Below are 21487 nucleotides of genomic sequence, written 5' to 3' on the forward strand. Positions count from 1 at the left end.
CTTTGACCGACCTGCGCCTGTTCACGTCCGAGTCCGTCACGGAAGGACACCCCGACAAGATCTGCGACCAGATCTCCGACAGCATCCTGGATGCCATCCTCACCGAGGACCCGTCCGGGCGCGTCGCCGTCGAGACCCTCGTGACCACGGGCCTGGTGCACGTCGCGGGCGAGGTGTCCACGAGCGCCTACGTCGAGATCCCCGCGATCGTGCGCGACGTCGTCAACCGCATCGGGTACACCTCCAGCGAAACCGGCTTCGACGGCGATTCGTGCGGCGTCAGCGTGTCGATCGGCGCGCAGTCGTCCGACATCGCCGCGGGCGTCAACAAGGCGTTCGAGCAGCGCGAGCGCGGCTCGGTCGACCCGCGCGACCTGCAGGGCGCGGGCGACCAGGGCATCATGTTCGGCTTCGCCACGAACGAGACGCCGCAGCTCATGCCGATGGCGGCCTGGACCGCGCACCGCATCGCCGAGCGCCTGGCATCCGTCCGGAAAGACGGCACGCTGCCGTTCCTCCGCCCCGACGGCAAGACGCAGGTCACGCTGGGGTACGACGGGCACACGCCGCGCACGGTCGACTCCGTCGTGCTGTCGACGCAGCACCACCCCGACATATCGCAGGAGGAGCTGCGCGCCCTCGTGCAGGCCGAGGTCATCGACCCGGTGCTGCGCGACACGGGCCTCGAGCTCCCCGACGTGCAGTACTACATCAACCCGGCGGGTCCGTTCGTGATCGGCGGCCCCAAGGGCGACGCGGGCCTCACCGGCCGCAAGATCATCATCGACACCTACGGCGGGGCCTCGCGCCACGGCGGCGGCGCCTTCAGCGGCAAAGACCCGTCCAAGGTCGACCGCTCGGCGGCGTACGCGATGCGCTGGGTCGCGAAGAACGCCGTCGCGGCCGGTCTCGCCGACCGCCTCGAGGTGCAGGTCGCGTACGCGATCGGCAAGGCGAACCCCGTCGGCCTGTACGTCGAGTCGTTCGGCACGGCGCACGTCGCCGACGAGACGATCGTGAAGGCCATCCGCGAGGTGTTCGACCTGCGTCCCAAGGCGATCATCGACCAGCTCGACCTGCTCCGCCCGATCTACGCGCAGACGGCCGCGTACGGTCACTTCGGCCGCGAGCTGCCCGACTTCACGTGGGAGCGCACCGACCGCGTCGACGCGCTGCGCACCGCCGCCGGACTCTGACGTGGGGGCGCCCGAGCCGGGCGTGCACCGCGTCGCCGCTGCCCTGGCATCCCGTGATCCGCTCCGCCGCGCGCGGCGCGACACGCGCGGAGCGCTCCGCCGTGTGCGGCGAGGTGCGCGCGGAGCCGCCGCGTGAGCGCCCGCCGCGTCGCGCGGGTGCAGCTCGACTCGCCGGTCCCGCAGCTCGACCGCCTGTTCGACTACGCCATTCCGCATCCCCTGGTCGCCGACGTCGTCCCCGGGGTGCGGGTGAAGGTGCCGCTGCGGTCGGCGGGTCGGATGATGGATGCCTTCGTGGTCGAGGTCGTGGCCGACGACGGCAGCGAGCGTCCGCTGTCGTCGGTCGAGAGCGTCGTCTCGACGATGCCGGTGCTGCCGGAGCGCCTCTTCACCCTCGCGCGCAAGGTCGCGGACCGCGCCGCGGGCTCGGTGAGCGACGTCCTGCGGCTCGCCGTGCCCAAGCGCATGGTGCGGGCGGAGAAGGCCTGGCTCGCCGCCCCGGTCCCCGAGACGCCGGTGGTTCCGGCGGAGTCGCTCGCGCGAGCGGACGCGGCGCTGAAGCCGTACGTGGGTCTCGTCGAAGCGCTCGACGGCGGCGAGCGCCTCGCGGTCGACGCCCCTCCGCACACGACCGGTGCTCTCCCGAGGGGTGCGTGGGCCGATCTCCTGGCCGCCGCCGCGGTGCACATGCTCGCGCGGGGGAGGAGCGCCGTGCTCGTCGTCCCGGACTACCGCGATCAGGCGCAGCTCATGGCGGCGCTGGCCGACCTGGTGCCGGCCGAGGCGGTCGTGCGCGACGACGCCGATCAGTCCGGTCCGGCGCGGTACGCGCAGTATCTGCGCACGCTCGCGCCCGTGCCGGTGATCGTGGTGGGCCGCCGCTCGGCGGTCTACGCCCCCGCCCACGACACGGGCCTGGTCGCGCTGTGGGACGACGGCGATTCGCTGCTCGCCGAGCCGCTCGCGCCGGGCGTGCACGCGCGCGATGCGGCGCTGGTGCGCCAGGAGCTGGAGGGTTCGGCGCTCCTCTTCGCGGGCCACACCCGCTCGACCGACGTGCAGCGGCTGGTCGAGGTGGGGTACGTGCGGGAGTCGGCGCCGGCGCGGCGGCAGAGTCCGCGGGTCGTGCTGAGCGCGACGCGCGAGGGGGAGTCGCGGACCGCGCGCGTGCCGTCGTCGGCGTTCGCGGCGGCGCGCGAGGCGCTGACGCAGGGCCCCGTGCTCGTGCAGGTCGCGCGCCCCGGATATGCGCCGTCGCTCGTGTGCGCGGACTGCCGTCGCCCCGCCCGCTGCACGCACTGCGCGGGGCCGCTCCGCGCGGCCCGCCCCGGCGCGGTTCCGGTGTGCGCGTGGTGCGGCCGGAACGCCCACGCGTGGACGTGCGGGCACTGCGGCTCGGTGAAGCTCCGCATGGCGTCCTCGGGCAGCGAGCGCACGGCCGACGAGCTGGGCCGCGCGTTCCCGAACACGCGCGTGATCATCGCGGACGGCGCGCATCCGGTGGCGGAGGTGGATGCCACCCCGGCCCTGGTCATCGCGACGCGCGGGGCCGAACCGATCGCCCGCGGCGGATATCGCGCGGTGATCCTGCTCGACGGCGACCGCATGCTGCAGAACGAAGCGCTGCGCGTCGGCGAGCACTGCCTGCGGTGGTGGTCGAACGCCGCGGCCCTTGCGGCCCCCGGCGCGCCGGTGCATCTCGTGGGCGTCGCGGGTCCGGTGGCCCGGGCGCTCGCGACGTGGACGCAGCCGGCCTACGCCCGCGCCGAGCTGGCCGACCGCGCACCGCTGCGCATGCCCCCGGCCGTACGCGTCGCGAGCGTCGACGGACACGCCCGGAGCGTCGACACCCTCCTCGCCGAACTCCGCGAGGCGGTGCCCGACCTCGACGCCCTCGCCGTCCTCGGTCCGGTCGACACGTCGACGGCCCCCGACACCCCGACGTCCCGCGCGCTCGTGCGGTTCGACTATGCGCACGGTCGTGCCGTCGCCGACGCCCTCCGCGCGGGGGTCATCGCCGACGCCCTCCGCGCCCGGAAGTCCTCTAAGGACAAGGGCCCGAGGCCCCGGAATACACTCAGAGTGCGGCTCGACCTCCCCGAGCCCGACCTCTGAGCGCCTCCTGCCCCCAGCAGCCCGGTCCCACCCACCCGCATCCGAAGCGTGAGGAGAACCATGCGCCTCGTCTTCGCCGGCACCCCCGCCGTCGCCGTCCCCTCCCTCCGCGCCTTGGCGGAGGGGCCGCACGAGATCGCCGCCGTCGTCACCCGTTCCGACGCGCCCCTCGGCCGCAAACGCGTCCTGACGCCGTCCCCGGTCGCCCAGGCGGCGGAGGATCTCGGCATCCCGACGATCAAGACCGACCGACTGGATGCCGGGGCCACCGCCCGCATCACCGCGCTCGAACCCGAACTCGGCGTGATCGTCGCGTACGGCGGACTCGTCCGCGAGCCGCTGCTGTCGGCCCCCGCGCACGGCTGGATCAACCTGCACTTCTCGCTCCTCCCGCGCTGGCGCGGCGCCGCCCCCGTGCAGCGGGCGCTCATCGCGGGGGACCGCGAGACCGGCGCGAGCGTGTTCCAGCTCGTGGCCGCTCTGGATGCCGGCGACGTCTTCGCCGAGGAGCGATACGAAGTGCCGTGGAACGCCACCGCGGGCGACGTGCTCGACGCCCTCGCCGAGATCGGCGCCCCGCTGCTCGCCCGCGTCGTGGACGGCATCGCCGACGGTTCCGCGGTCGCGGTCCCGCAGCAGGGTGAGCCGACGCTCGCCCCGAAGCTGACCCTCGACGACGGCGCCCTGGACTTCTCCCTGGATGCCGAGACCCTCCGCGCGCGGATCGCCGGTGTCACGCCCGAACCCGGCGCCCACACGACGTTCGACGGCGCGCGGCTCAAGGTGCTGCGCGCCGGGGCGAGCACGGCGGATCCGATTCCGCCGGGTCGGGTCGTGGCATCCGGTCGGGAGATTCTGGTGGGGACGGCGAGCTCCCCGCTGCGGCTCGAGACCGTGCAGCCCGCGGGCAAGGGGGCGATGCCCGCCGGTGACTGGTTCCGGGGCTTGCGCGTCGAGAACCCGGTGCTGGGCTCGTGAGCGTGCAGGGAGCGCGCGCCGTCGCGTACGACGTGCTGCGGGCGGTCTCCGCCGACGAGGCGTACGCGAACCTGTCCCTGCCGCACGCGATCGAGCGGGCGAGACTGGATGCCAAGGACGCCGGGCTCGCGACCGAGTTGACGTACGGCACGCTGCGACGGCGCGGAACGTACGACGCGATCATCGCCGCGGCGGCGGATCGGACCGTGGACCGCATCGACCCGCCCGTGCTCGACGCGCTGCGGCTCGGCGTGCACCAGCTGCTGTCGACGCGCGTGGCCTCGCACGCCGCGGTGAACGAATCCGTCGAACTCGCCCGTCGCCACGGCGGCGGTCGCGGGGCCGCGGGATTCGCGAACGCCGTCCTGCGGCGGGTGTCGCGCGAGACGCCCGGGCACTGGATGGACCGCATCACCGCGTCCGCCCGCAGCGATGACGAACGCCTCGGACTGACGAGCGCGCACCCCGTGTGGATCGTCCGCGCGTTCCGTCGCGCCCTCACCGCCGAGGGGCGCGGCGACGAGCTCGACGCCCTCCTCGCCGCTGACAACGACGCCCCGCGGGTGGCGATGATCGCCCTGCCGGGGCTGGCCGAGATCCCCGGCGACGCCCGTCCCGCCCGGTACGCGCCGACGGCGTTCACGACCCGCGGGGGAGACCCCGAGGTGCTCATCCGGGCGTCCGACGGTCGCATCCGCGTGCAGGACGAGGGGTCGCAGCTCGCCGCTCTCGCCCTCAGTCGCTTCCGGCCCGTCGAGGCGGGGGAGCGATGGCTCGACCTGTGCGCTGGACCGGGCGGCAAGACGGCGCTGCTCGCCGCGGAGGCCCTCGCCGGGGGCGCCCGGCTGGATGCCAATGAGATCTCGCCGCACCGGGCCGCGCTCGTGCGCCGGGCCGTGGCATCCGTCCCGCTCGAGGTCGAGGTGACCGAGGAGGACGGCCGCGACCGCGCCGCCCGCACGCCGGGGGAGTACGACCGGATCCTCGTCGACGCGCCGTGCACGGGGATCGGCGCGCTGCGCCGGCGTCCCGAGGCGCGGTGGCGGAAGACCCCGGCCGACGTGCCGGATCTCACGGCGCTGCAGCTCGAGCTCGTGCGGGCGGGGCTCGGCGCGCTGAAGCCGGGCGGGGTGCTGGCGTACGTGACGTGCTCGCCGCACCTGGCCGAGACCTCCGGTGTGCTCGCCGAGGTGCGCCGCGAGTTCGGCGACGCCGTCGAGGAACTCGATGCCCGCGCCGTCGTGCGCGACATCGCCGGCTCGGACATCGACCTGCCCGCGCAGTCGGACGGCTCGCTCCGCGCCCAGCTCTGGCCCCACCGCCACGGCACCGACGCGATGTCGATCGCCCTCCTGCGACGGGTCTCCTCACGCGTGAGGGGTCAAGATCTGTCGCCTGTGCGCGACCCGAGCGACAGTTTCTGACCCCTCACACGAGGGTGTGGCGGACCGGGCGCCGATAATGGAACCGTGCCCCGCATCAATCCGAGCATCCTCGCCGCCGACTTCGTGAACATGCAGGCGGAGCTCGCTCGCATCGCCGGGGCGGACTTCGTGCACGTCGACGTCATGGACAACCACTTCGTGCCGAACCTCACCTTCGGTCCGCAGATGGTGGGCCGCATCCAGGAGACGAGCCCCGTACCGCTCGACGTGCACCTGATGATCGACGACCCCGATCGCTGGGCTCCGGAATACGCCGAGCTGGGCGCGGCATCCGTCACCTTCCATCTCGAGGCTGCGGCGTCGCCCGTCGCGCTCGCCCGGACGCTCCGCTCGATCGGCGCGCGCGCCGGCGTGGCCGTGAAGCCGGCGACCCCCGTGGAGAACCTGTTCGAGGTGCTGAACGAGTTCGATCAGATCCTCGTCATGACCGTGGAGCCGGGCTTCGGCGGCCAGTCGTTCATGCCCGAGACCATGCCGAAGCTGCGCAGCCTCGCCGACGAGGCCCGCCGCCGCGGATCGAACGTGTGGCTGCAGGTCGACGGCGGCATCGGCGAGTCCACGATCGCGCAGGCCGCCGAGGCCGGGGCCGACACGTTCGTCGCCGGCTCCGCGGTGTTCGGCGCCGACGACCCCGACCGCGCGATCCAGTCGCTGCGCTCCGCCGCGGCCCGCCACACGCACTGACCCGGCCGGCGCGCGCCGGCGCCGCGCGCCCCGACCCGGGTCTGCGGCGGCCCCCGCCCCGTTCCGCCCCCGGCTGCGCCCTCACCCTCGCGATAAACGCGATCGGTGGCAGGAAACGCCTCGCCGTCCCGTTTCTTCCCGTGGATGCCGTGCACCGCGCAGACCCGCGCACCGCGCCGCCGCCCCGGCCGGTGCCTCCGCACGCCGCAGCGCGCCCCGCCGCGCCAGGCCGCACGCAGCACCGTGCCGCAGGCAGCACCCGCACCGGCCCACCCGCACCGCACCAGCCCGACCCGGCGGCCGGGGCACCGCCGAGCCGATACCCTAGACAGGTGAAGACCTTCGACGACCTGTTCGCCGAGCTCAGCGCCAAGGCCGTCGAGCGCCCCGCCGGCTCCGGAACGGTGGCTCAGCTCGATGCCGGCGTGCACGCCATCGGCAAGAAGATCGTCGAGGAAGCCGCCGAGGTGTGGATGGCCGCGGAGTACGAGTCCGACGAGGCCGCAGCCGAGGAGATCTCGCAGCTGCTCTACCACCTCCAGACGCTCATGCTCGCGAAGGGCCTGACGCTCGCAGACGTCTACCGACATCTCTGAGCCGCTCCCTCCCACCTCTCGCTCACGAACCACGAAAGCCCCCGTCATGCTGCGAATCGCCGTGCCGAACAAGGGGTCGCTCGCCGAGACCGCCGCCGAGATGCTCTCGGAGGCCGGGTACACCGGACGTCGCGACTCGAAAGACCTGTACACCGTCGACCCCGTCAACGAGGTCGAGTTCTTCTACCTGCGTCCCCGTGACATCGCGACGTACGTCGGCTCCGGAGCCCTCGACGTCGGCATCACCGGCCGCGACCTGCTGCTGGACGCCCGGATGCCCGGCGCCCGCGAGATCGAGTCGCTCGGCTTCGCGGGGTCCACGTTCCGCTTCGCCGGCCGCCCCGGCCGTTTCACCGACGTCGAAGACCTGCAGGGCCTCCGCGTCGCGACGGCGTACCCGGGCCTCGTCGACGCGTTCCTCGACGAGCGCGGCGTTGCCGTCGACATCGTGCCGCTGGACGGCGCCGTCGAGTCCGCGGTGCAGTTGGGCGTGGCGGATGCCGTGGCCGACGTCGTCTCGACCGGCACGACATTGCGCCAGGCGGGGCTCGAGATCTTCGGCCCCGTGCTGCTCGAATCGGACGCGGTCCTGATCTCCGGCCCGAACGAGGTCGAGGGGACCGAGACGCTGCTCCGGCGCCTGCGCGGTGTCCTCGCCGCGCGGAAGTACGTGCTCATCGACTACGACCTGCCCGCAGCCCTCGTCGAGCAGGCGATCGCCGTCGCGCCCGGCCTGGAGTCGCCGACGATCTCGCCGCTCCGCGACCCCGAGTGGGTCGCCGTGCGCGTGATGAGCCCCCGCCGCGACGTCAACCGCGTCATGGACGAGCTGTACGCGATCGGCGCCCGGGCGATCCTGGTCACCGAGATCCTCGCCGCGAGGCTCTGATGACGCTCGCCCGCCGCGTCATCCCGTGCCTCGACGTCGCCGCCGGCCGCGTCGTGAAGGGCGTGAACTTCCTCGATCTGCGCGACATGGGCGACCCCGTCGAGCTCGCGAAGCTCTACTTCGACCAGGGCGCCGACGAGATCACGTTCCTCGACGTCACGGCCACGGTCGACGAGCGCGCCACGACGTACGACGTCGTCCGCCGCACCGCGGAGCAGGTGTTCATCCCGCTCACGGTCGGCGGGGGAGTGCGTTCCACCGAGGACGTGGCGCGCCTGCTCTCCGTCGGCGCCGACAAGATCGGCGTGAACTCCGCCGCGATCGCCCGCCCCGACCTGATCGACGAGATCGCGGACCGCTTCGGCGCGCAGGTGATCGTGCTGTCGCTGGACGTGAAGCGGGCGGCATCCACTCCCTCCGGGTTCGTCGTGACGACCCACGGCGGCCGCACCGAGACGACCCTCGACGCCCTCGACTGGGCGCGCGAGGCCGTCGAACGCGGAGCCGGTGAGCTGCTCGTCAACTCGATCGACGCCGACGGCACGAAGCAGGGTTTCGACCTCGAACTCGTCGGCCTCATGCGCCAGGTCGTCGCGGTGCCCGTGATCGCCTCCGGCGGTGCCGGCGCGCTGGAACACTTCGCCCCGGCCGTCGCCGCCGGCGCCGACGCGGTGCTCGCGGCATCCGTGTTCCACTCCGGCCAGCTCACGGTCGGCCAGGTCAAGGACGCGATGGCGGCCGAAGGAATCGAGGTGCGCCGATGAACGTCGAAGCGTTCGACCGCGTGAAGTACGACGCCCAAGGACTCGCGACCGCGGTCGTGCAGCAATTCGACTCGCGCGAGGTGCTCATGGTCGGGTGGATGGATGCCGAGGCCCTCCGCCGCACCCTCACCACCGGCCGTGTGACGTTCTGGTCGCGCTCGCGCCAGGAGTACTGGCGCAAGGGCGACACGTCCGGGCACATCCAGATCGTCAAGGGCGCGCGCCTCGACTGCGACGGCGACACCCTCCTCATCGAGGTCGACCAGGTGGGCGCGGCGTGCCACACCGGCGACCACACGTGCTTCGACTCCACCGATCTCGAGCCCGTCGTCGGGCAGTCCTGATGCGTCGAGCGCGTTCGCTCTCCGTCGTCGGGATGCTCCTGGCCGGCGCCCTGGGCGTGATCTCGTCGACCCAGACCTGGATCGACGTGACCCTCGCCGACGGCGCGCAGCAGACGCTCGCGGTCCCCGGAGCGGATGCCGTGCCCGTGCTCACCCCGTTGAGCCTCGCCGCCCTCGCGCTCGGTGCCGCCCTGTCGATCGTCGGCCGCGTCCTGCGGTACGTGCTGGGCGTCATCGCCCTCGCGATCGCGGGGATCGTGGGGGTCGCGACCGCCCAGGTCCTTCTGATCATGCCGGTGTCCGCGACCGCGGCGACGGTCACCGAGGCGACCGGCATCTCCGGAATGGATGCCATCGCCGACCTCGTCTCGTCGATGTCGCTGACCCCCTGGCCCGCCGTCACGCTGCTGGGCGAGCTGCTCCTCGCCGCCGCCGCGATCTTCACGCTCGTGACGGCCCGGCGATGGCAGGGGAGTGCGGGCCGCAAGTACCGCACCGCCACCGACGCACCCGCGGATGCCTCCCGTCCGCACGACGCGATCGACTCGTGGGACGACCTGTCCCGCGGCGCCGACCCCACGGCCTGACGAGGGTCGCTTCGTGCGACGTCGAGCCATCCGCACCGGCCACCCCGCCGCGCTTCGATAGACTGACAGGACGCTGTTCCCCGCGCCCGCGCGCGACTCGAAGGAGATCCATGAGCAACCCCATCGGCGACCCCGGCCACGGACACTCGCCGGCTGCCTGGACGGCCGTGATCATCATGCTGCTCGCCATCACGCTGGGCACGGTGTTCTTCTGGTTCGACCTCCCGGTTCTCGTGTGGGCCTCGGTCGGTCTCCTCCTCGTGGGCGCGATCGTCGGCTGGGCCATGACGAAGGCCGGTTACGGCGCCAACGGCGACAAGTACCAGTCGAAGGCGCACTGACCGTGCTGGCCGATCTCACGGCCGGAGCGGTGGAGGATGCCGAGCAGCGCGCCCAGACGCGTCCGCTCGCGGCGGTCGAACGAGATGCTCTCGCGCAGACCCCCGCGCGGGACGCGCTCGCGATGCTCGCCCCCGCCGACCGCGTGAAGATCATCGCCGAGGTGAAGCGCGCGAGTCCGTCGCGCGGCGACCTCGCGTCGATCCCCGACCCCGCCTACCAGGCGCGCCTGTACGAAGAGGGCGGGGCCTCCGCGATCTCGGTGCTGACCGAGGGCCGCAAGTTCAAGGGCAGCCTCGCCGATCTCGAGGCCGTCCGCGCCGCTGTGTCGGTGCCGGTCTTGCGCAAAGACTTCCTCGCGACGCCGTATCAGGTGCTCGAGGCCCGCGCCTCGGGTGCCGACCTGGTGCTGCTGATCGTCGCAGCGCTCGACCAGAAGACGCTGACCGAGCTCTACGCACTCGCGACCGACCTCGGGATGGCGGCGCTCGTCGAGACGCACTCCGCCGAGGAACTCGAGCGTGCGACCGACCTCGGCGCGAAGCTCATCGGGGTCAATGCCCGCAACCTCTCGACGTTCGAACTCGATCGCGACCTGTTCGGCTCCCTCGCCGACCGCTTCCCCGCGGATGCCGTGAAGATCGCCGAGTCTGCCGTCCTCGCCCCCGCCGACGTCGCGCACTACCGCGCCGCCGGTGCCGACGTCGTCCTCGTCGGCGAAGCGCTGGTGACCGGCGACCCCGTCGCGACCCTCCGCGCGTTCCTCCAGGAGACTGCATGACAACCGTCAGCCTGCGCGACCAGAAGGGGCCGTTCTTCGGCGACTTCGGCGGCCGCTACATGCCCGAATCGCTCATCGCCGCGATCGACGAGCTCACCGCGGTCTGGGAGTCGGCGATGGCCGACCCCGAGTTCCACGCCGAGCTGACCGCCCTGCTGCACGACTACGCCGGCCGCCCCTCGGTGCTCACCGAGGTTCCGCGTTTCGCCGAGCACGCCGGCGGCGCGCGCGTCTTCCTCAAGCGGGAAGACCTCAACCACACCGGCTCGCACAAGATCAACAACGTGCTGGGCCAGGCTCTGCTCACCAAGCGCCTCGGCAAGACGCGCGTGATCGCCGAGACCGGTGCCGGACAGCACGGCGTCGCGACCGCGACGGCGGCGGCCCTCTTCGGTCTCGACTGCGTCATCTACATGGGCGAGGTCGACACCGAGCGCCAGGCGCTCAACGTCGCGCGCATGCGTCTCCTCGGCGCCGAGGTCGTCCCCGTCACCACGGGGTCGCGCACTCTCAAGGACGCGATCAACGAGGCGTACCGCGACTGGGTGTCCACGGTCGAGACGACCAACTACATCTTCGGCACCGCCGCGGGTCCGCACCCGTTCCCGGCGATGGTGCGCGACTTCCAGAAGATCATCGGCGAAGAGACGCGCGCGGAGTTCCTCGAGCGCCTCGGCCGCCTCCCCGACGCCGTGTTCGCGTGCGTCGGCGGCGGGTCGAACGCGATCGGCATGTTCGACGCGTTCCTCGACGACGAAGGCGTCGCTCTCTACGGCGTCGAGGCGGCCGGTGACGGCGTCGACACCCCGAAGCACGCGGCCTCGATCGAGCGCGGTCGTCCGGGCGTGCTGCACGGCGCGCGTACGTACGTGCTGCAGGACGAGGACGGCCAGACCACCGAGTCCCATTCGATCTCCGCGGGTCTCGACTACCCGGGCGTCGGTCCCGAGCACGCGTGGCTCGCCGATATCGGCCGCGCGCAGTACATCCCCGCGACCGACGACGAGGCCATGCAGGCCCTGCGGCTCCTGTCGCGCACCGAGGGGATCATCCCGGCGATCGAGTCGGCCCACGCCCTGGCCGGTGCCCTCCGCATCGGCAAGGAGCTGGGTCCGGATGCCATCATCGCGGTGAACCTCTCCGGTCGCGGTGACAAGGACATGGACACCGCCGCCCGCTACTTCGACCTGTACGACGCCGAGCACGCCCCCGCGCCAGAGGGCCGTCCGGCCCAGACCGCGGGCGCCGAGGCCGTGGCATCCGCCTCTGGTTCGCCGGTGGACGTCACCCCGGCTCCGGACGCCGCGAGCGGCGCGGGGGTCGAGCTGTGACCTCGCGCGTCTCCGCGGCGATCGACGCCGCCCACGCAGCCGGACGCGGTGCCCTCGTCGGCTACCTGCCCGCGGGGTTCCCCGACGTCGCGACGAGCATCGAAGCGGCCGTCGCCCTGGCGGAGTCCGGCGTCGACGTGATCGAGCTCGGTCCGCCCTACAGCGACCCCGTGATGGACGGCCTCGTCATCCAGGAGGCCACGCAGACGGCGCTGGCCAACGGCTTCCGCATGCGCGACCTGTTCACGATCATCCGCGAGATCACCTCGCGCACCGACGTGCCGGTGCTCGTGATGACGTACTGGAACCTCGTCGAGCAGTACGGCGTCGAGCGCTATGCCGACGACCTGATCGCCGCGGGCGGTGCCGGTCTCATCACGCCCGACATCACGCCCGACGCGGCGTCGGCGTGGATCGCCGTGAGCGAGCGCACCGGCCTCGACCGGGTGTTCCTCGCGGCACCGACCTCCACCGACGAGCGCCTCGACATGATCGTGAACGCCTCGACCGGCTTCGTGTACACGGTCTCGACGATGGGCATCACGGGGGAGCGGGCGCAGCTGGATGCCGCGGCCCGCGGCCTCGTGGAGCGTCTCCGCTCCCGCGGAGCCGCGCGCGCGTGCGTGGGCATCGGCATCTCGAACGCCGAGCAGGTGGCCGGGGTCATCGAGTACGCGGACGGCGCGATCGTCGGCACGGCGCTCGTGAAGGCGCTGCGCGACGGCGGCGTCGAGGCGCTCCGCTCGCTCGCTCGAGAGCTGTCGGCGGGCACGGCGCGTCGCGCCTAGACTCGTCTGCATGACGTTCGCCCTCTCGAGCGCGGCCTCCGGCGTGCTCGCCAGCATCCCGAGCCCATCGATCTCGTACTTCGATCTCGGACCCCTGCGCATCCACTTCTACGCCCTGTGCATCGTCGCGGGCATCATCGTGGCCGTGTTCCTCACGAACGCGCGTCTGACGCGTCGTGGGGCCGAGAAGTGGGTCGTCATCGATATCTGCCTGCTGGCGGTGCCCATCGCGATCGTCTTCGCCCGGATCTACCACGTGCTCACGCACCTGGGCTTCTACTTCGGTCCCGGATCCAACCCGTGGAACCCGTTCCAGCCCGGCTCGGTGTGGGCCATCTGGGAGGGTGGCATCGCCATCTACGGCGCGCTGATCGGTGGCGCCCTGGGCGCGTACCTCGGCTGCAAGTGGACCGGCATCCGGTTCTGGACCTTCGCGGACGCGCTGGCCCCGGGCCTCATCATCGCGCAGGCGATGGGACGCTTCGGCAACTGGTTCAACCAGGAGCTCTTCGGCCAGCCGACCGACCTCCCGTGGGGCCTCGAGATCGCCACGCCGAACTCGGCGATCCCCGTCGGACTGCCAGCCGGCACTCTTTTCCAGCCGACTTTCCTCTATGAGGTCATCTGGAACCTGCTCGGCGCCGCGGTCATCCTGTGGGTCGGCAAGCGCTTCACGCTGCAGTGGGGCAAGCAGTTCGCGGTGTACCTCGTCTGGTACAGCGCGGGCCGCATCGTCTGGGAATCCATCCGTATCGACCCCAGCGACATCATCCTGGGCCTGCGCACCAACGTGTGGGCGGCGATCTTCGGCGTCATCCTCGGCATCGTGATCTTCGTCGTGCAGTCGCGTCGCCACAAGGGTCTCGAGCCTTCGCCGTACCAGCCGGGGCGCGAGGGCAAGGCTCCCGGGGCTGTAGACTCGACCGACCCCACTGACTTCGTCGACGTGAGCGAGCCGCCCGCGACGAACGACACCGTCGGCACCAGCGCCACAAGCAGCCCCGCCACGAAGTAACTCCCTGGGCCGACGTCGTCCCATTCGCAGCATCAACGTGAGGACGGTTGGTATGGCTTCGAGCTCCCGTTCCGGCGCCGTCGGCGGCGCTTTCCCCGCCCGGCAGGGCATGTACGACCCGTCGTTCGAGAAGGACGCCTGTGGCCTCGCCATGGTCGCGACGCTCCGTGGCGAGCCCGGGCACGACATCATCGACCTGGCGCTGACGGCGCTCCGCAACCTCGAGCACCGCGGGGCCATCGGATCGGATGCCGGTACCGGTGACGGCGCGGGCATCCTCACGCAGATGCCCGACGCGTTCCTGCGCGCGGTGGTCGACTTCGACCTGCCGCCGGTGGGGGAGTACGCCGCGGGTCTCGTCTTCCTGCCGCTCGGTCACGAGGAGCGCGCGGCGCAGAAGGCCGGCATCGAGAAGCTCGCCGCGGCCGAGAACCTCACGGTCCTCGGCTGGCGCGAGGTTCCGACCGAGCCCGAGAACCTCGGCAAGCTCGCGTTCGAGGCGCGTCCCGCGTTCGAGCAGCTGTTCGTGTCGCACCCCGCGGTCGGCGACCAGCCGGCGCTCTCGGGCATCGCCCTGGACCGTCGCGTCTACCGGCTGCGCAAGCGCGCGCGTCACGAGCTCGACGCGTACTTCGTGTCGCTGTCCAGCCGCACCCTCGGGTACAAGGGCATGGTCACGACGCTGCAGCTCGAGCCGTTCTACCCCGACCTGCAGGACGAGCGCTTCGCCTCGGAGCTCGCGGTCGTGCACTCGCGGTACTCGACCAATACGTTCCCGTCATGGCCGCTCGCGCAGCCGCTGCGCATGCTCGCGCACAACGGCGAGATCAACACCGTGAAGGGCAACCGCAACTGGATGCGCGCGCGCCAGTCGCAGCTCGAGTCCGAGCTGATCGGCGACGTCCGCCCGCTTCTGCCCATCTGCACCGATGGCGCGAGCGACTCGGCATCCTTCGACGAAGTTCTCGAGCTGCTGACCCTCACCGGTCGCAGCCTCCCGCACGCGATCATGATGATGGTCCCCGAGGCGTACGAGAAGCAGGCGACGATCGACCCCGATCTGCGCGCGTTCTACGACTACCACTCCATGCAGATGGAGCCGTGGGACGGCCCGGCCGCGCTGATCTTCACCGACGGCACGCTCGTCGGTGCGACCCTCGACCGCAACGGCCTCCGCCCCGGACGCTGGACCGAGACCACTGACGGCCTCGTCGTGATCGGCTCCGAGACCGGCGTGCTCGACTTCGCGCCCGAGCGCATCAAGCGTCGCGGCCGCCTCCAGCCCGGGCGCATGTTCCTCGTCGACACGGCCGAGCGCCGCATCGTCGAGGACGAGGAGATCAAGGCGCAGCTCGCGTCCCTGCAGCCCTGGCAGGAATGGCTGGATGCCGGTCGCGTGCGGCTCTCCGAGCTGCCGGAGCGCGAGCACATCGTGCACCCGATCGCCTCGATCACGCGCCGCCAGCGCACCTTCGGCTACACCGAAGAAGAGGTGCGCATGCTCCTCACCCCGATGGGCCAGAACGGAACCGAGCCGCTCGGCGCCATGGGGAGCGACGCGCCCGTCGCCGTGCTGAGCGACCGCCCGCGCCTGCTCTTCGACTACTTCACGCAGCAGTTCGCGCAGGTCACCAACCCGCCGCTGGACTCGATCCGCGAAGAGGTCGTCACGTCGCTGTCGCTGGGCCTCGGTCCCGAGCGCAACCTCCTCGACTGGGGTCCCGAGCACACTCGCACCGTGACGCTCGACTTCCCGGTGATCGACAACGACGAGCTCGCGAAGATCCAGCACATCGACACCGCCCTGCCGGGGCGTTCGTCGGTGACGGTCCGCGGCCTGTACCGCGTCGAGGCCGGCCACAAGGGCATGCAGAAGCGCATCGCGCAGATGTGCTCCGAGGTCGACCACGCGATCGAGGACGGCGCCGAGTTCATCGTGCTCAGCGACCGCGACTCGAACAAAGACCTGGCGCCCATCCCGTCGCTGCTGATGCTCGCGGCCGTGCACCACCACCTCATCCGCAACGAGACCCGCATGAAGGTCGGTCTCGTGGTCGAGGCCGGTGACGTGCGCGAGGTGCACCACATCGCCACCCTCATCGGTTACGGCGCCTCCGCCGTGAACCCGTACCTGGCCATGGAGACGGTCGAGTACCTCGTTCGCGCCGGCTTCATCACCGGCGTCACGCCCGAGAAGGCCGTCAAGAACCTGATCTACGCGCTCGGCAAGGGCGTGCTGAAGATCATGTCGAAGATGGGCATCTCGACCGTGTCGTCGTACGCGGGTGCGCAGGTCTTCGAGGCCGTCGGTCTTTCGCGGGAATTCGTGGATGCCTACTTCACGGGCACCGAGACCAAGCTCGGCGGCGTGGGACTCGACGTCATCGCGGCCGAGAACGCCGCGCGTCACGAGTACGCGTATCCCGAGGACGCCGCGGCCCGCGCGCACGAGCGTCTGTGGACCGGCGGCGAGTACCAGTGGCGCCGCGACGGGGCTCCGCACCTCTTCAACCCCGACACGGTGTTCCGCCTGCAGCACGCCACGCGCGCGCGCCGGTACGACATCTTCCGGGAGTACACGAAGCTCATCGACGACCAGGCCCACGAGCTGAAGACGCTCCGCGGTCTGTTCTCGCTGCGCACCGGTCAGCGCCCGCCCGTCCCGATCGACGAGGTCGAGCCGGTCTCGGCGATCGTGAAGCGCTTCTCCACGGGTGCGATGAGCTACGGCTCCATCTCGCAGGAGGCGCACGAGACGCTCGCCATCGCGATGAACCGCATCGGCGGCAAGTCGAACACGGGCGAGGGCGGCGAGGACGTCGACCGTCTGCTCGACCCCGAGCGCCGCAGCGCCATCAAGCAGGTGGCATCCGGTCGATTCGGTGTGACGAGCCTGTACCTCACCGAGGCCGACGACATCCAGATCAAGCTCGCCCAGGGTGCCAAGCCCGGCGAGGGCGGTCAGCTGCCGCCGACCAAGGTGTACCCGTGGGTGGCGCGGACGCGTCACGCGACCGCGGGCGTCGGGCTCATCTCGCCGCCGCCGCACCACGACATCTACTCGATCGAAGACCTCAAGCAGCTGATCTTCGACCTGAAGCGCGCGAACCCGTCGGCCCGCATCCACACCAAGCTCGTGAGCCAGTCGGGCATCGGCGCGGTCGCGGCGGGTGTGGCGAAGGCTCTGAGCGACGTCATCCTGGTCTCCGGACAGGACGGCGGCACGGGCGCGAGCCCGATGAACTCGCTCAAGCACGCCGGCACGCCGTGGGAGCTGGGCCTGGCCGAGACGCAGCAGACGCTCATGCTCAACGGCATGCGCGACCGCGTCGTGGTGCAGGTCGACGGTCAGATGAAGACCGGCCGCGACGTCATCATCGGCGCGCTCCTGGGCGCCGAGGAGTTCGGCTTCGCCACGGCTCCGCTCGTGGTCTCGGGCTGCATCATGATGCGCGTCTGCCACCTCGACACGTGCCCGGTGGGCGTCGCGACGCAGAACCCGGTCCTGCGCCAGCGCTTCAACGGCAAGGCCGAGTACGTCGTGAACTTCATGGAGTTCATCGCGCAGGAGGTGCGCGAGTACCTCGCCGCCCTCGGGTACCGCTCGATCGACGAGATCGTCGGCCGCAGCGAGCTCCTCGACGTCAACGGCGCCGTGGAGCACTGGAAGGCGCGGGGTCTCAACCTCGCCCCGATCCTCGAAGGCCCTCACTTCGCCGAGGACGAGCCGCGCCGCCACGGCCGCAACCAGAACCACGAGCTCGACGAGCACTTCGACGTGCAGCTCATCGAGCGCGCGCAGGACGTCGTCGCGCACGGCGGTCAGATCACGATCGAGCTGCCCGTGCGCAACACCGCCCGCGCGGTCGGAACGATGCTCGGCCACCACGTCACCAAGGCGCACGGCGAGCACGGTCTGCCCGAGGGTGCGATCGACGTGCGGCTCACGGGTTCGGCCGGGCAGTCGTTCGGCGCGTTCATGCCGGCCGGCATCACGCTGCGCCTCGAGGGCGACTCCAACGACTACGTCGGCAAGGGGCTCTCGGGCGGCAAGATCGTCGTCCGCCCGCCGCGCGGCTCGACGTTCGAGGCGTCCGAGAACGTCATCGCCGGAAACGTCATCGGCTACGGCGCCACGCAGGGACAGATGTTCCTGAACGGCGTCGTGGGGGAGCGGTTCCTCGTCCGCAACTCCGGGGCGACCGCGGTCGTCGAGGGCGTGGGCGACCACGCGCTCGAGTACATGACCGGTGGTCTCGCCGTGATCCTCGGTGCGACCGGCCGCAACCTCGGCGCGGGCATGTCCGGCGGACAGGCGTACGTCTACAAGCTCGACACCGACCTGGTGAACCGTGAGGCCGTGGCATCCGGTGAACTCGAACTCGGCCCCCTCGGTTCGGGGGATGCCGAGATCCTGCGCGACCTGCTCGAGAAGCACGTCGCCGAGACCGACTCCACGCTGGCCCGTCGTCTGCTCGCGGACTTCGAGACCGAGGTGGAGAACTTCGTCCGGGTGCTGCCGCGCGACTACGCCGCGGTCATGCAGACCCGCCAGGAGGCGGTCGCCGAGGGGCTTGACCCCGACGGCGACGTCGTCTGGACGCGCATTCTGGAGGTGACGGGTGGCTGACCCGAAGGGCTTTCTCAAGGTCACGGAGCGCGAGCTCCCCAAGCGGCGCCCCGTGCCCGTGCGGATCATGGACTGGAAAGAGGTGTACGAGCCGGGCGATTCGGCCGTCATCCGCCGCCAGGCCGGTCGTTGCATGGACTGCGGCATCCCGTTCTGCCACAAGGGCTGCCCGCTCGGCAACCTGATCCCGGAGTGGAACGACCTCACGTGGCGCGGCGAGGGCCGCTCCGCGATCGAGCGTCTGCACGCGACGAACAACTTCCCGGAGTTCACCGGCCGCCTGTGCCCGGCGCCGTGCGAGAGCTCGTGCGTGCTGGGCATCAACCAGCCCGCCGTGACGATCAAGCAGGTCGAGGTCTCGATCATCGACGAGGCGTTCGGCAACGGCTGGGTCGAGCCCGAGCCGCCGGAGCGTCTGACGGGTAAGACGGTGGCCGTCGTGGGTTCCGGTCCCGCCGGTCTCGCCGCGGCACAGCAGCTCACGCGTGCCGGCCACACGGTCGCCGTGTACGAGCGCGACGACCGCATCGGCGGGCTCCTGCGCTACGGCATCCCCGACTTCAAGATGGAGAAGCGCCACCTCGAGCTGCGTCTGCGCCAGATGCAGGCCGAGGGCACCCGCTTCCGCGCGGGCGTCGAGATCGGCAAGGACATCTCGTGGAGCGAGCTGCGCGCCCGCTACGACGCCGTCGTGGTGGCCACCGGCTCCACCGTTCCGCGCGACCTCCCGATCCCGGGCCGCGACCTCGACGGCGTGCACTTCGCCATGGAGTACCTCGTCGAGAGCAACAAGGCGGTCGCGGGCGACCAGGTCCCGCAGCAGATCACGGCGCACGGCAAGCACGTCGTCGTCATCGGCGGTGGCGACACCGGCGCGGACTGCATCGGCACGGCACACCGTCACGGCGCGCTGAGCGTGACGAACCTCGCGATCGGCAAGCAGCCGCCCACGGAGCGTCCGATGGACCAGCCGTGGCCGATGATGCCGAACCTGTTCGAGGTCGCCTCGGCGCACGAGGAGGGTGGGGAGCGCACGTTCCTCGCGTCGACCGTGGAGTTCCTCGGCAACGAGGCGGGCGAGGTGCGCGCGCTGCGCGTGGCCGAGACCGAATACGTCGACGGACGCCGCGTCCCCAAGAGCGGCACCGAGCGCGAGATCCCCGCCGACCTGGTACTCATCGCGATGGGCTTCACCGGCCCCGAGCGCGAGCACCTCGAGGAGCAGCTCGGCGCGCAGTTCACGAACCGCGGCAACGTCGAGCGCGACGCGACCTACGCCACGACCGCTCCGGGCGTGTTCGTCGCCGGTGATGCCGGCCGCGGACAGTCGCTCATCGTGTGGGCGATCGCCGAGGGACGCGCCGCGGCCGCCGAGGTCGACACGTTCCTCATGGGCGAGACGGTGCTGCCGGCACCGGTCAAGCCCACCGATGTCGCCATCGGCCTCCTGCCCGCCTAAGCTGGCAAGGGCCGATCGGCCACTTCCCGAATATCCTCACGGAGCTTGAAAACGGATGAGACGCGCCAAGATCGTCGCAACCCTCGGCCCCGCCACGTCGTCGTATGAGATGGTTCGCGCCATCATCGACGCCGGGGTGGACGTCGCCCGACTGAACCTGAGCCACGGAGACTATTCCGTGCACGACGCCAACTTCGCCAACGTGCGCAAGGCGGCAGAGGACGCCGGCCGCCCGGTCGCCGCCCTCGTCGACCTGCAGGGTCCGAAGATCCGTCTCGGCAAGTTCGAGAACGGTCCGCACGACCTCGCTCCCGGCGACATCTTCAAGATCACGATCGAGGACATCCTCGGCACCAAGGAGATCGTCGGCACGACGTTCAAGGGCCTGCCCCAGGACGTCAAGCCCGGCGACTTCCTCCTCATCGACGACGGCAAGGTCCGCGTCGAGGTCGTCGAGACCGACGGCACCGTCGTGACCACCAAGGTCATCGTCGGCGGCCCGGTGTCGAACAACAAGGGCATCAACCTGCCCGGTGTGGCCGTGAACGTCCCCGCTCTGAGCGAGAAGGACGAGGCGGACCTCCGCTGGGGCCTGCGCGCCGGAGCCGACCTGATCGCCCTGTCGTTCGTCCGGGATGCCAAGGACATCGAGCGCGTGCACGAGATCATGGGCGAGGAGGGCCGGTACATCCCGGTCATCGCCAAGATCGAGAAGCCGCAGGCGGTCGACAACCTCGAGGAGATCATCGACGCGTTCGACGGCATCATGGTCGCCCGCGGTGACCTCGGCGTCGAGCTGCCCCTGGAGGCGGTGCCGATCGTGCAGAAGCGCGCGGTCGAGCTGTCGCGTCGCATGGCGAAGCCCGTCATCGTGGCCACCCAGATGCTCGAGTCGATGATCACCAACCCGGTGCCCACGCGCGCCGAGACCAGCGACGTCGCCAACGCCGTCCTCGACGGTGCGGACGCGGTCATGCTCTCGGGCGAGACGAGCGTCGGCGCGTACCCGGTCGTCGTCGTCGAGACGATGGCCCGCATCGTGCAGTCCACCGAGGAGCACGGCCTGGAGCGCATCGCGCCGCTCACCAACAAGCCGCGCACCCAGGGCGGGGCGATCACGCTCGCCGCCGTCGAGGTCGCCGACTTCGTCGAGGCGAAGTACCTCTGCGTGTTCACCGAGTCCGGTGACTCGGCCCGCCGCATGTCGCGTCTGCGCTCCACGATCCCGATGATCGCGTTCACGCCCGAGCCCGGCATCCGCCGTCGTCTGGCGCTGACGTGGGGCGTGCGCTCGACCCTCGTCGAGCACGTGTCGCACACCGACAAGATGTTCCTGCAGGTCGACGACTACCTCCTGTCGAACGACCTCGCGAAGGTCGGCGACAAGGTCGTCGTCATCTCGGGTTCCCCTCCCGGAATCGTCGGTTCGACGAACGACCTGCGCGTGCACCGCGTGGGTGACGCCGTGCACGGCGCGGCCCCGGGCTACCGGGACAACTGACCCTTCGGCGACGCGCGCCGGGTCGTCCGGCGCGCGTCGTCGTTC

18 protein-coding genes are annotated in these 21487 nt (G+C 71.3%); all 18 read left to right on the forward strand.

The genetic code is table 11. The features are described from left to right. The first annotated feature begins 2 nt into the window (after window positions 1-2). The 18 genes from metK to pyk all read left to right on the forward strand — a co-directional run bounded on the left by metK (window position 3) and on the right by pyk (window position 21442). On the forward strand, window positions 3-1196 hold the full coding sequence (gene metK / locus RKD05_RS15785; RefSeq protein WP_022877491.1) for a methionine adenosyltransferase: 1194 nt from the start codon (window positions 3-5) through the stop codon (window positions 1194-1196). A 132-nt stretch (window positions 1197-1328) separates the two neighbouring features. Then, on the forward strand, window positions 1329-3311 hold the full coding sequence (locus tag RKD05_RS15790; RefSeq protein ID WP_424711293.1) for a primosomal protein N': 1983 nt from the start codon (window positions 1329-1331) through the stop codon (window positions 3309-3311). Window positions 3312-3371: 60 nt separating this feature from the next. Beyond that, window positions 3372-4289, forward strand: coding sequence for a methionyl-tRNA formyltransferase (gene fmt / locus RKD05_RS15795; protein WP_424711294.1), 918 nt, complete (start codon window positions 3372-3374; stop codon window positions 4287-4289). 2 nt (window positions 4290-4291) lie between these two features. Then, window positions 4292-5713 carry an RsmB/NOP family class I SAM-dependent RNA methyltransferase gene (locus tag RKD05_RS15800; protein WP_424711874.1) on the forward strand — a complete coding sequence of 474 codons (1422 nt, stop codon included), beginning with the start codon at window positions 4292-4294 and terminating at the stop codon, window positions 5711-5713. 45 nt (window positions 5714-5758) lie between these two features. Continuing rightward, entirely contained in the window at window positions 5759-6418 is a 660-nt protein-coding gene (gene rpe / locus RKD05_RS15805) for a ribulose-phosphate 3-epimerase (RefSeq protein ID WP_063258695.1), read from the forward strand. A gap of 332 nt (window positions 6419-6750) precedes the next feature. Next, window positions 6751-7014 carry a phosphoribosyl-ATP diphosphatase gene (locus tag RKD05_RS15810; RefSeq protein WP_022877496.1) on the forward strand — a complete coding sequence of 88 codons (264 nt, stop codon included), beginning with the start codon at window positions 6751-6753 and terminating at the stop codon, window positions 7012-7014. A gap of 46 nt (window positions 7015-7060) precedes the next feature. After that, on the forward strand, window positions 7061-7903 hold the full coding sequence (hisG, locus tag RKD05_RS15815; RefSeq protein ID WP_022877497.1) for an ATP phosphoribosyltransferase: 843 nt from the start codon (window positions 7061-7063) through the stop codon (window positions 7901-7903). Then, entirely contained in the window at window positions 7903-8667 is a 765-nt protein-coding gene (gene hisF, locus RKD05_RS15820) for an imidazole glycerol phosphate synthase subunit HisF (protein ID WP_424711295.1), read from the forward strand. Before hisG ends, hisF begins: the two co-directional genes overlap by 1 nt. Continuing rightward, window positions 8664-9011: a phosphoribosyl-AMP cyclohydrolase gene (gene hisI / locus RKD05_RS15825; protein WP_022877499.1), complete on the forward strand. Its 348-nt coding sequence runs from the start codon at window positions 8664-8666 to the stop codon at window positions 9009-9011. The genes hisF and hisI overlap by 4 nt, the downstream gene beginning before the upstream one ends. Beyond that, window positions 9011-9598, forward strand: coding sequence for a Trp biosynthesis-associated membrane protein (locus tag RKD05_RS15830; protein WP_424711297.1), 588 nt, complete (start codon window positions 9011-9013; stop codon window positions 9596-9598). The genes hisI and RKD05_RS15830 overlap by 1 nt, the downstream gene beginning before the upstream one ends. A 110-nt stretch (window positions 9599-9708) precedes the next feature. Continuing rightward, on the forward strand, window positions 9709-9939 hold the full coding sequence (locus RKD05_RS15835) for a DUF6704 family protein (protein WP_424711299.1): 231 nt from the start codon (window positions 9709-9711) through the stop codon (window positions 9937-9939). A 2-nt stretch (window positions 9940-9941) separates the two neighbouring features. Next, on the forward strand, window positions 9942-10718 hold the full coding sequence (gene trpC / locus RKD05_RS15840; protein WP_424711300.1) for an indole-3-glycerol phosphate synthase TrpC: 777 nt from the start codon (window positions 9942-9944) through the stop codon (window positions 10716-10718). Further along, entirely contained in the window at window positions 10715-12049 is a 1335-nt protein-coding gene (gene trpB / locus RKD05_RS15845) for a tryptophan synthase subunit beta (protein ID WP_424711301.1), read from the forward strand. Before trpC ends, trpB begins: the two co-directional genes overlap by 4 nt. Further along, window positions 12046-12837: a tryptophan synthase subunit alpha gene (trpA, locus tag RKD05_RS15850; RefSeq protein ID WP_424711302.1), complete on the forward strand. Its 792-nt coding sequence runs from the start codon at window positions 12046-12048 to the stop codon at window positions 12835-12837. The genes trpB and trpA overlap by 4 nt, the downstream gene beginning before the upstream one ends. A gap of 10 nt (window positions 12838-12847) precedes the next feature. Further along, the gene (gene lgt / locus RKD05_RS15855) at window positions 12848-13852 is read left to right on the forward strand and encodes a prolipoprotein diacylglyceryl transferase (protein ID WP_022877506.1); all 1005 of its coding nucleotides are present in this window, start codon (window positions 12848-12850) and stop codon (window positions 13850-13852) included. A 52-nt stretch (window positions 13853-13904) separates the two neighbouring features. Next, window positions 13905-18482: a glutamate synthase large subunit gene (gene gltB / locus RKD05_RS15860; protein ID WP_424711303.1), complete on the forward strand. Its 4578-nt coding sequence runs from the start codon at window positions 13905-13907 to the stop codon at window positions 18480-18482. Continuing rightward, window positions 18475-19941 (forward strand): glutamate synthase subunit beta, encoded by a 1467-nt coding sequence (locus RKD05_RS15865; protein WP_424711304.1) that lies wholly within the window; start codon window positions 18475-18477, stop codon window positions 19939-19941. Before gltB ends, RKD05_RS15865 begins: the two co-directional genes overlap by 8 nt. A 55-nt stretch (window positions 19942-19996) precedes the next feature. Continuing rightward, the gene (pyk, locus tag RKD05_RS15870) at window positions 19997-21442 is read left to right on the forward strand and encodes a pyruvate kinase (protein ID WP_424711306.1); all 1446 of its coding nucleotides are present in this window, start codon (window positions 19997-19999) and stop codon (window positions 21440-21442) included. Window positions 21443-21487: the final 45 nt, after the last annotated feature.

The organism is Microbacterium sp. SLBN-111, assembly GCF_049739645.1.
Lineage (GTDB): Bacteria > Actinomycetota > Actinomycetes > Actinomycetales > Microbacteriaceae > Microbacterium.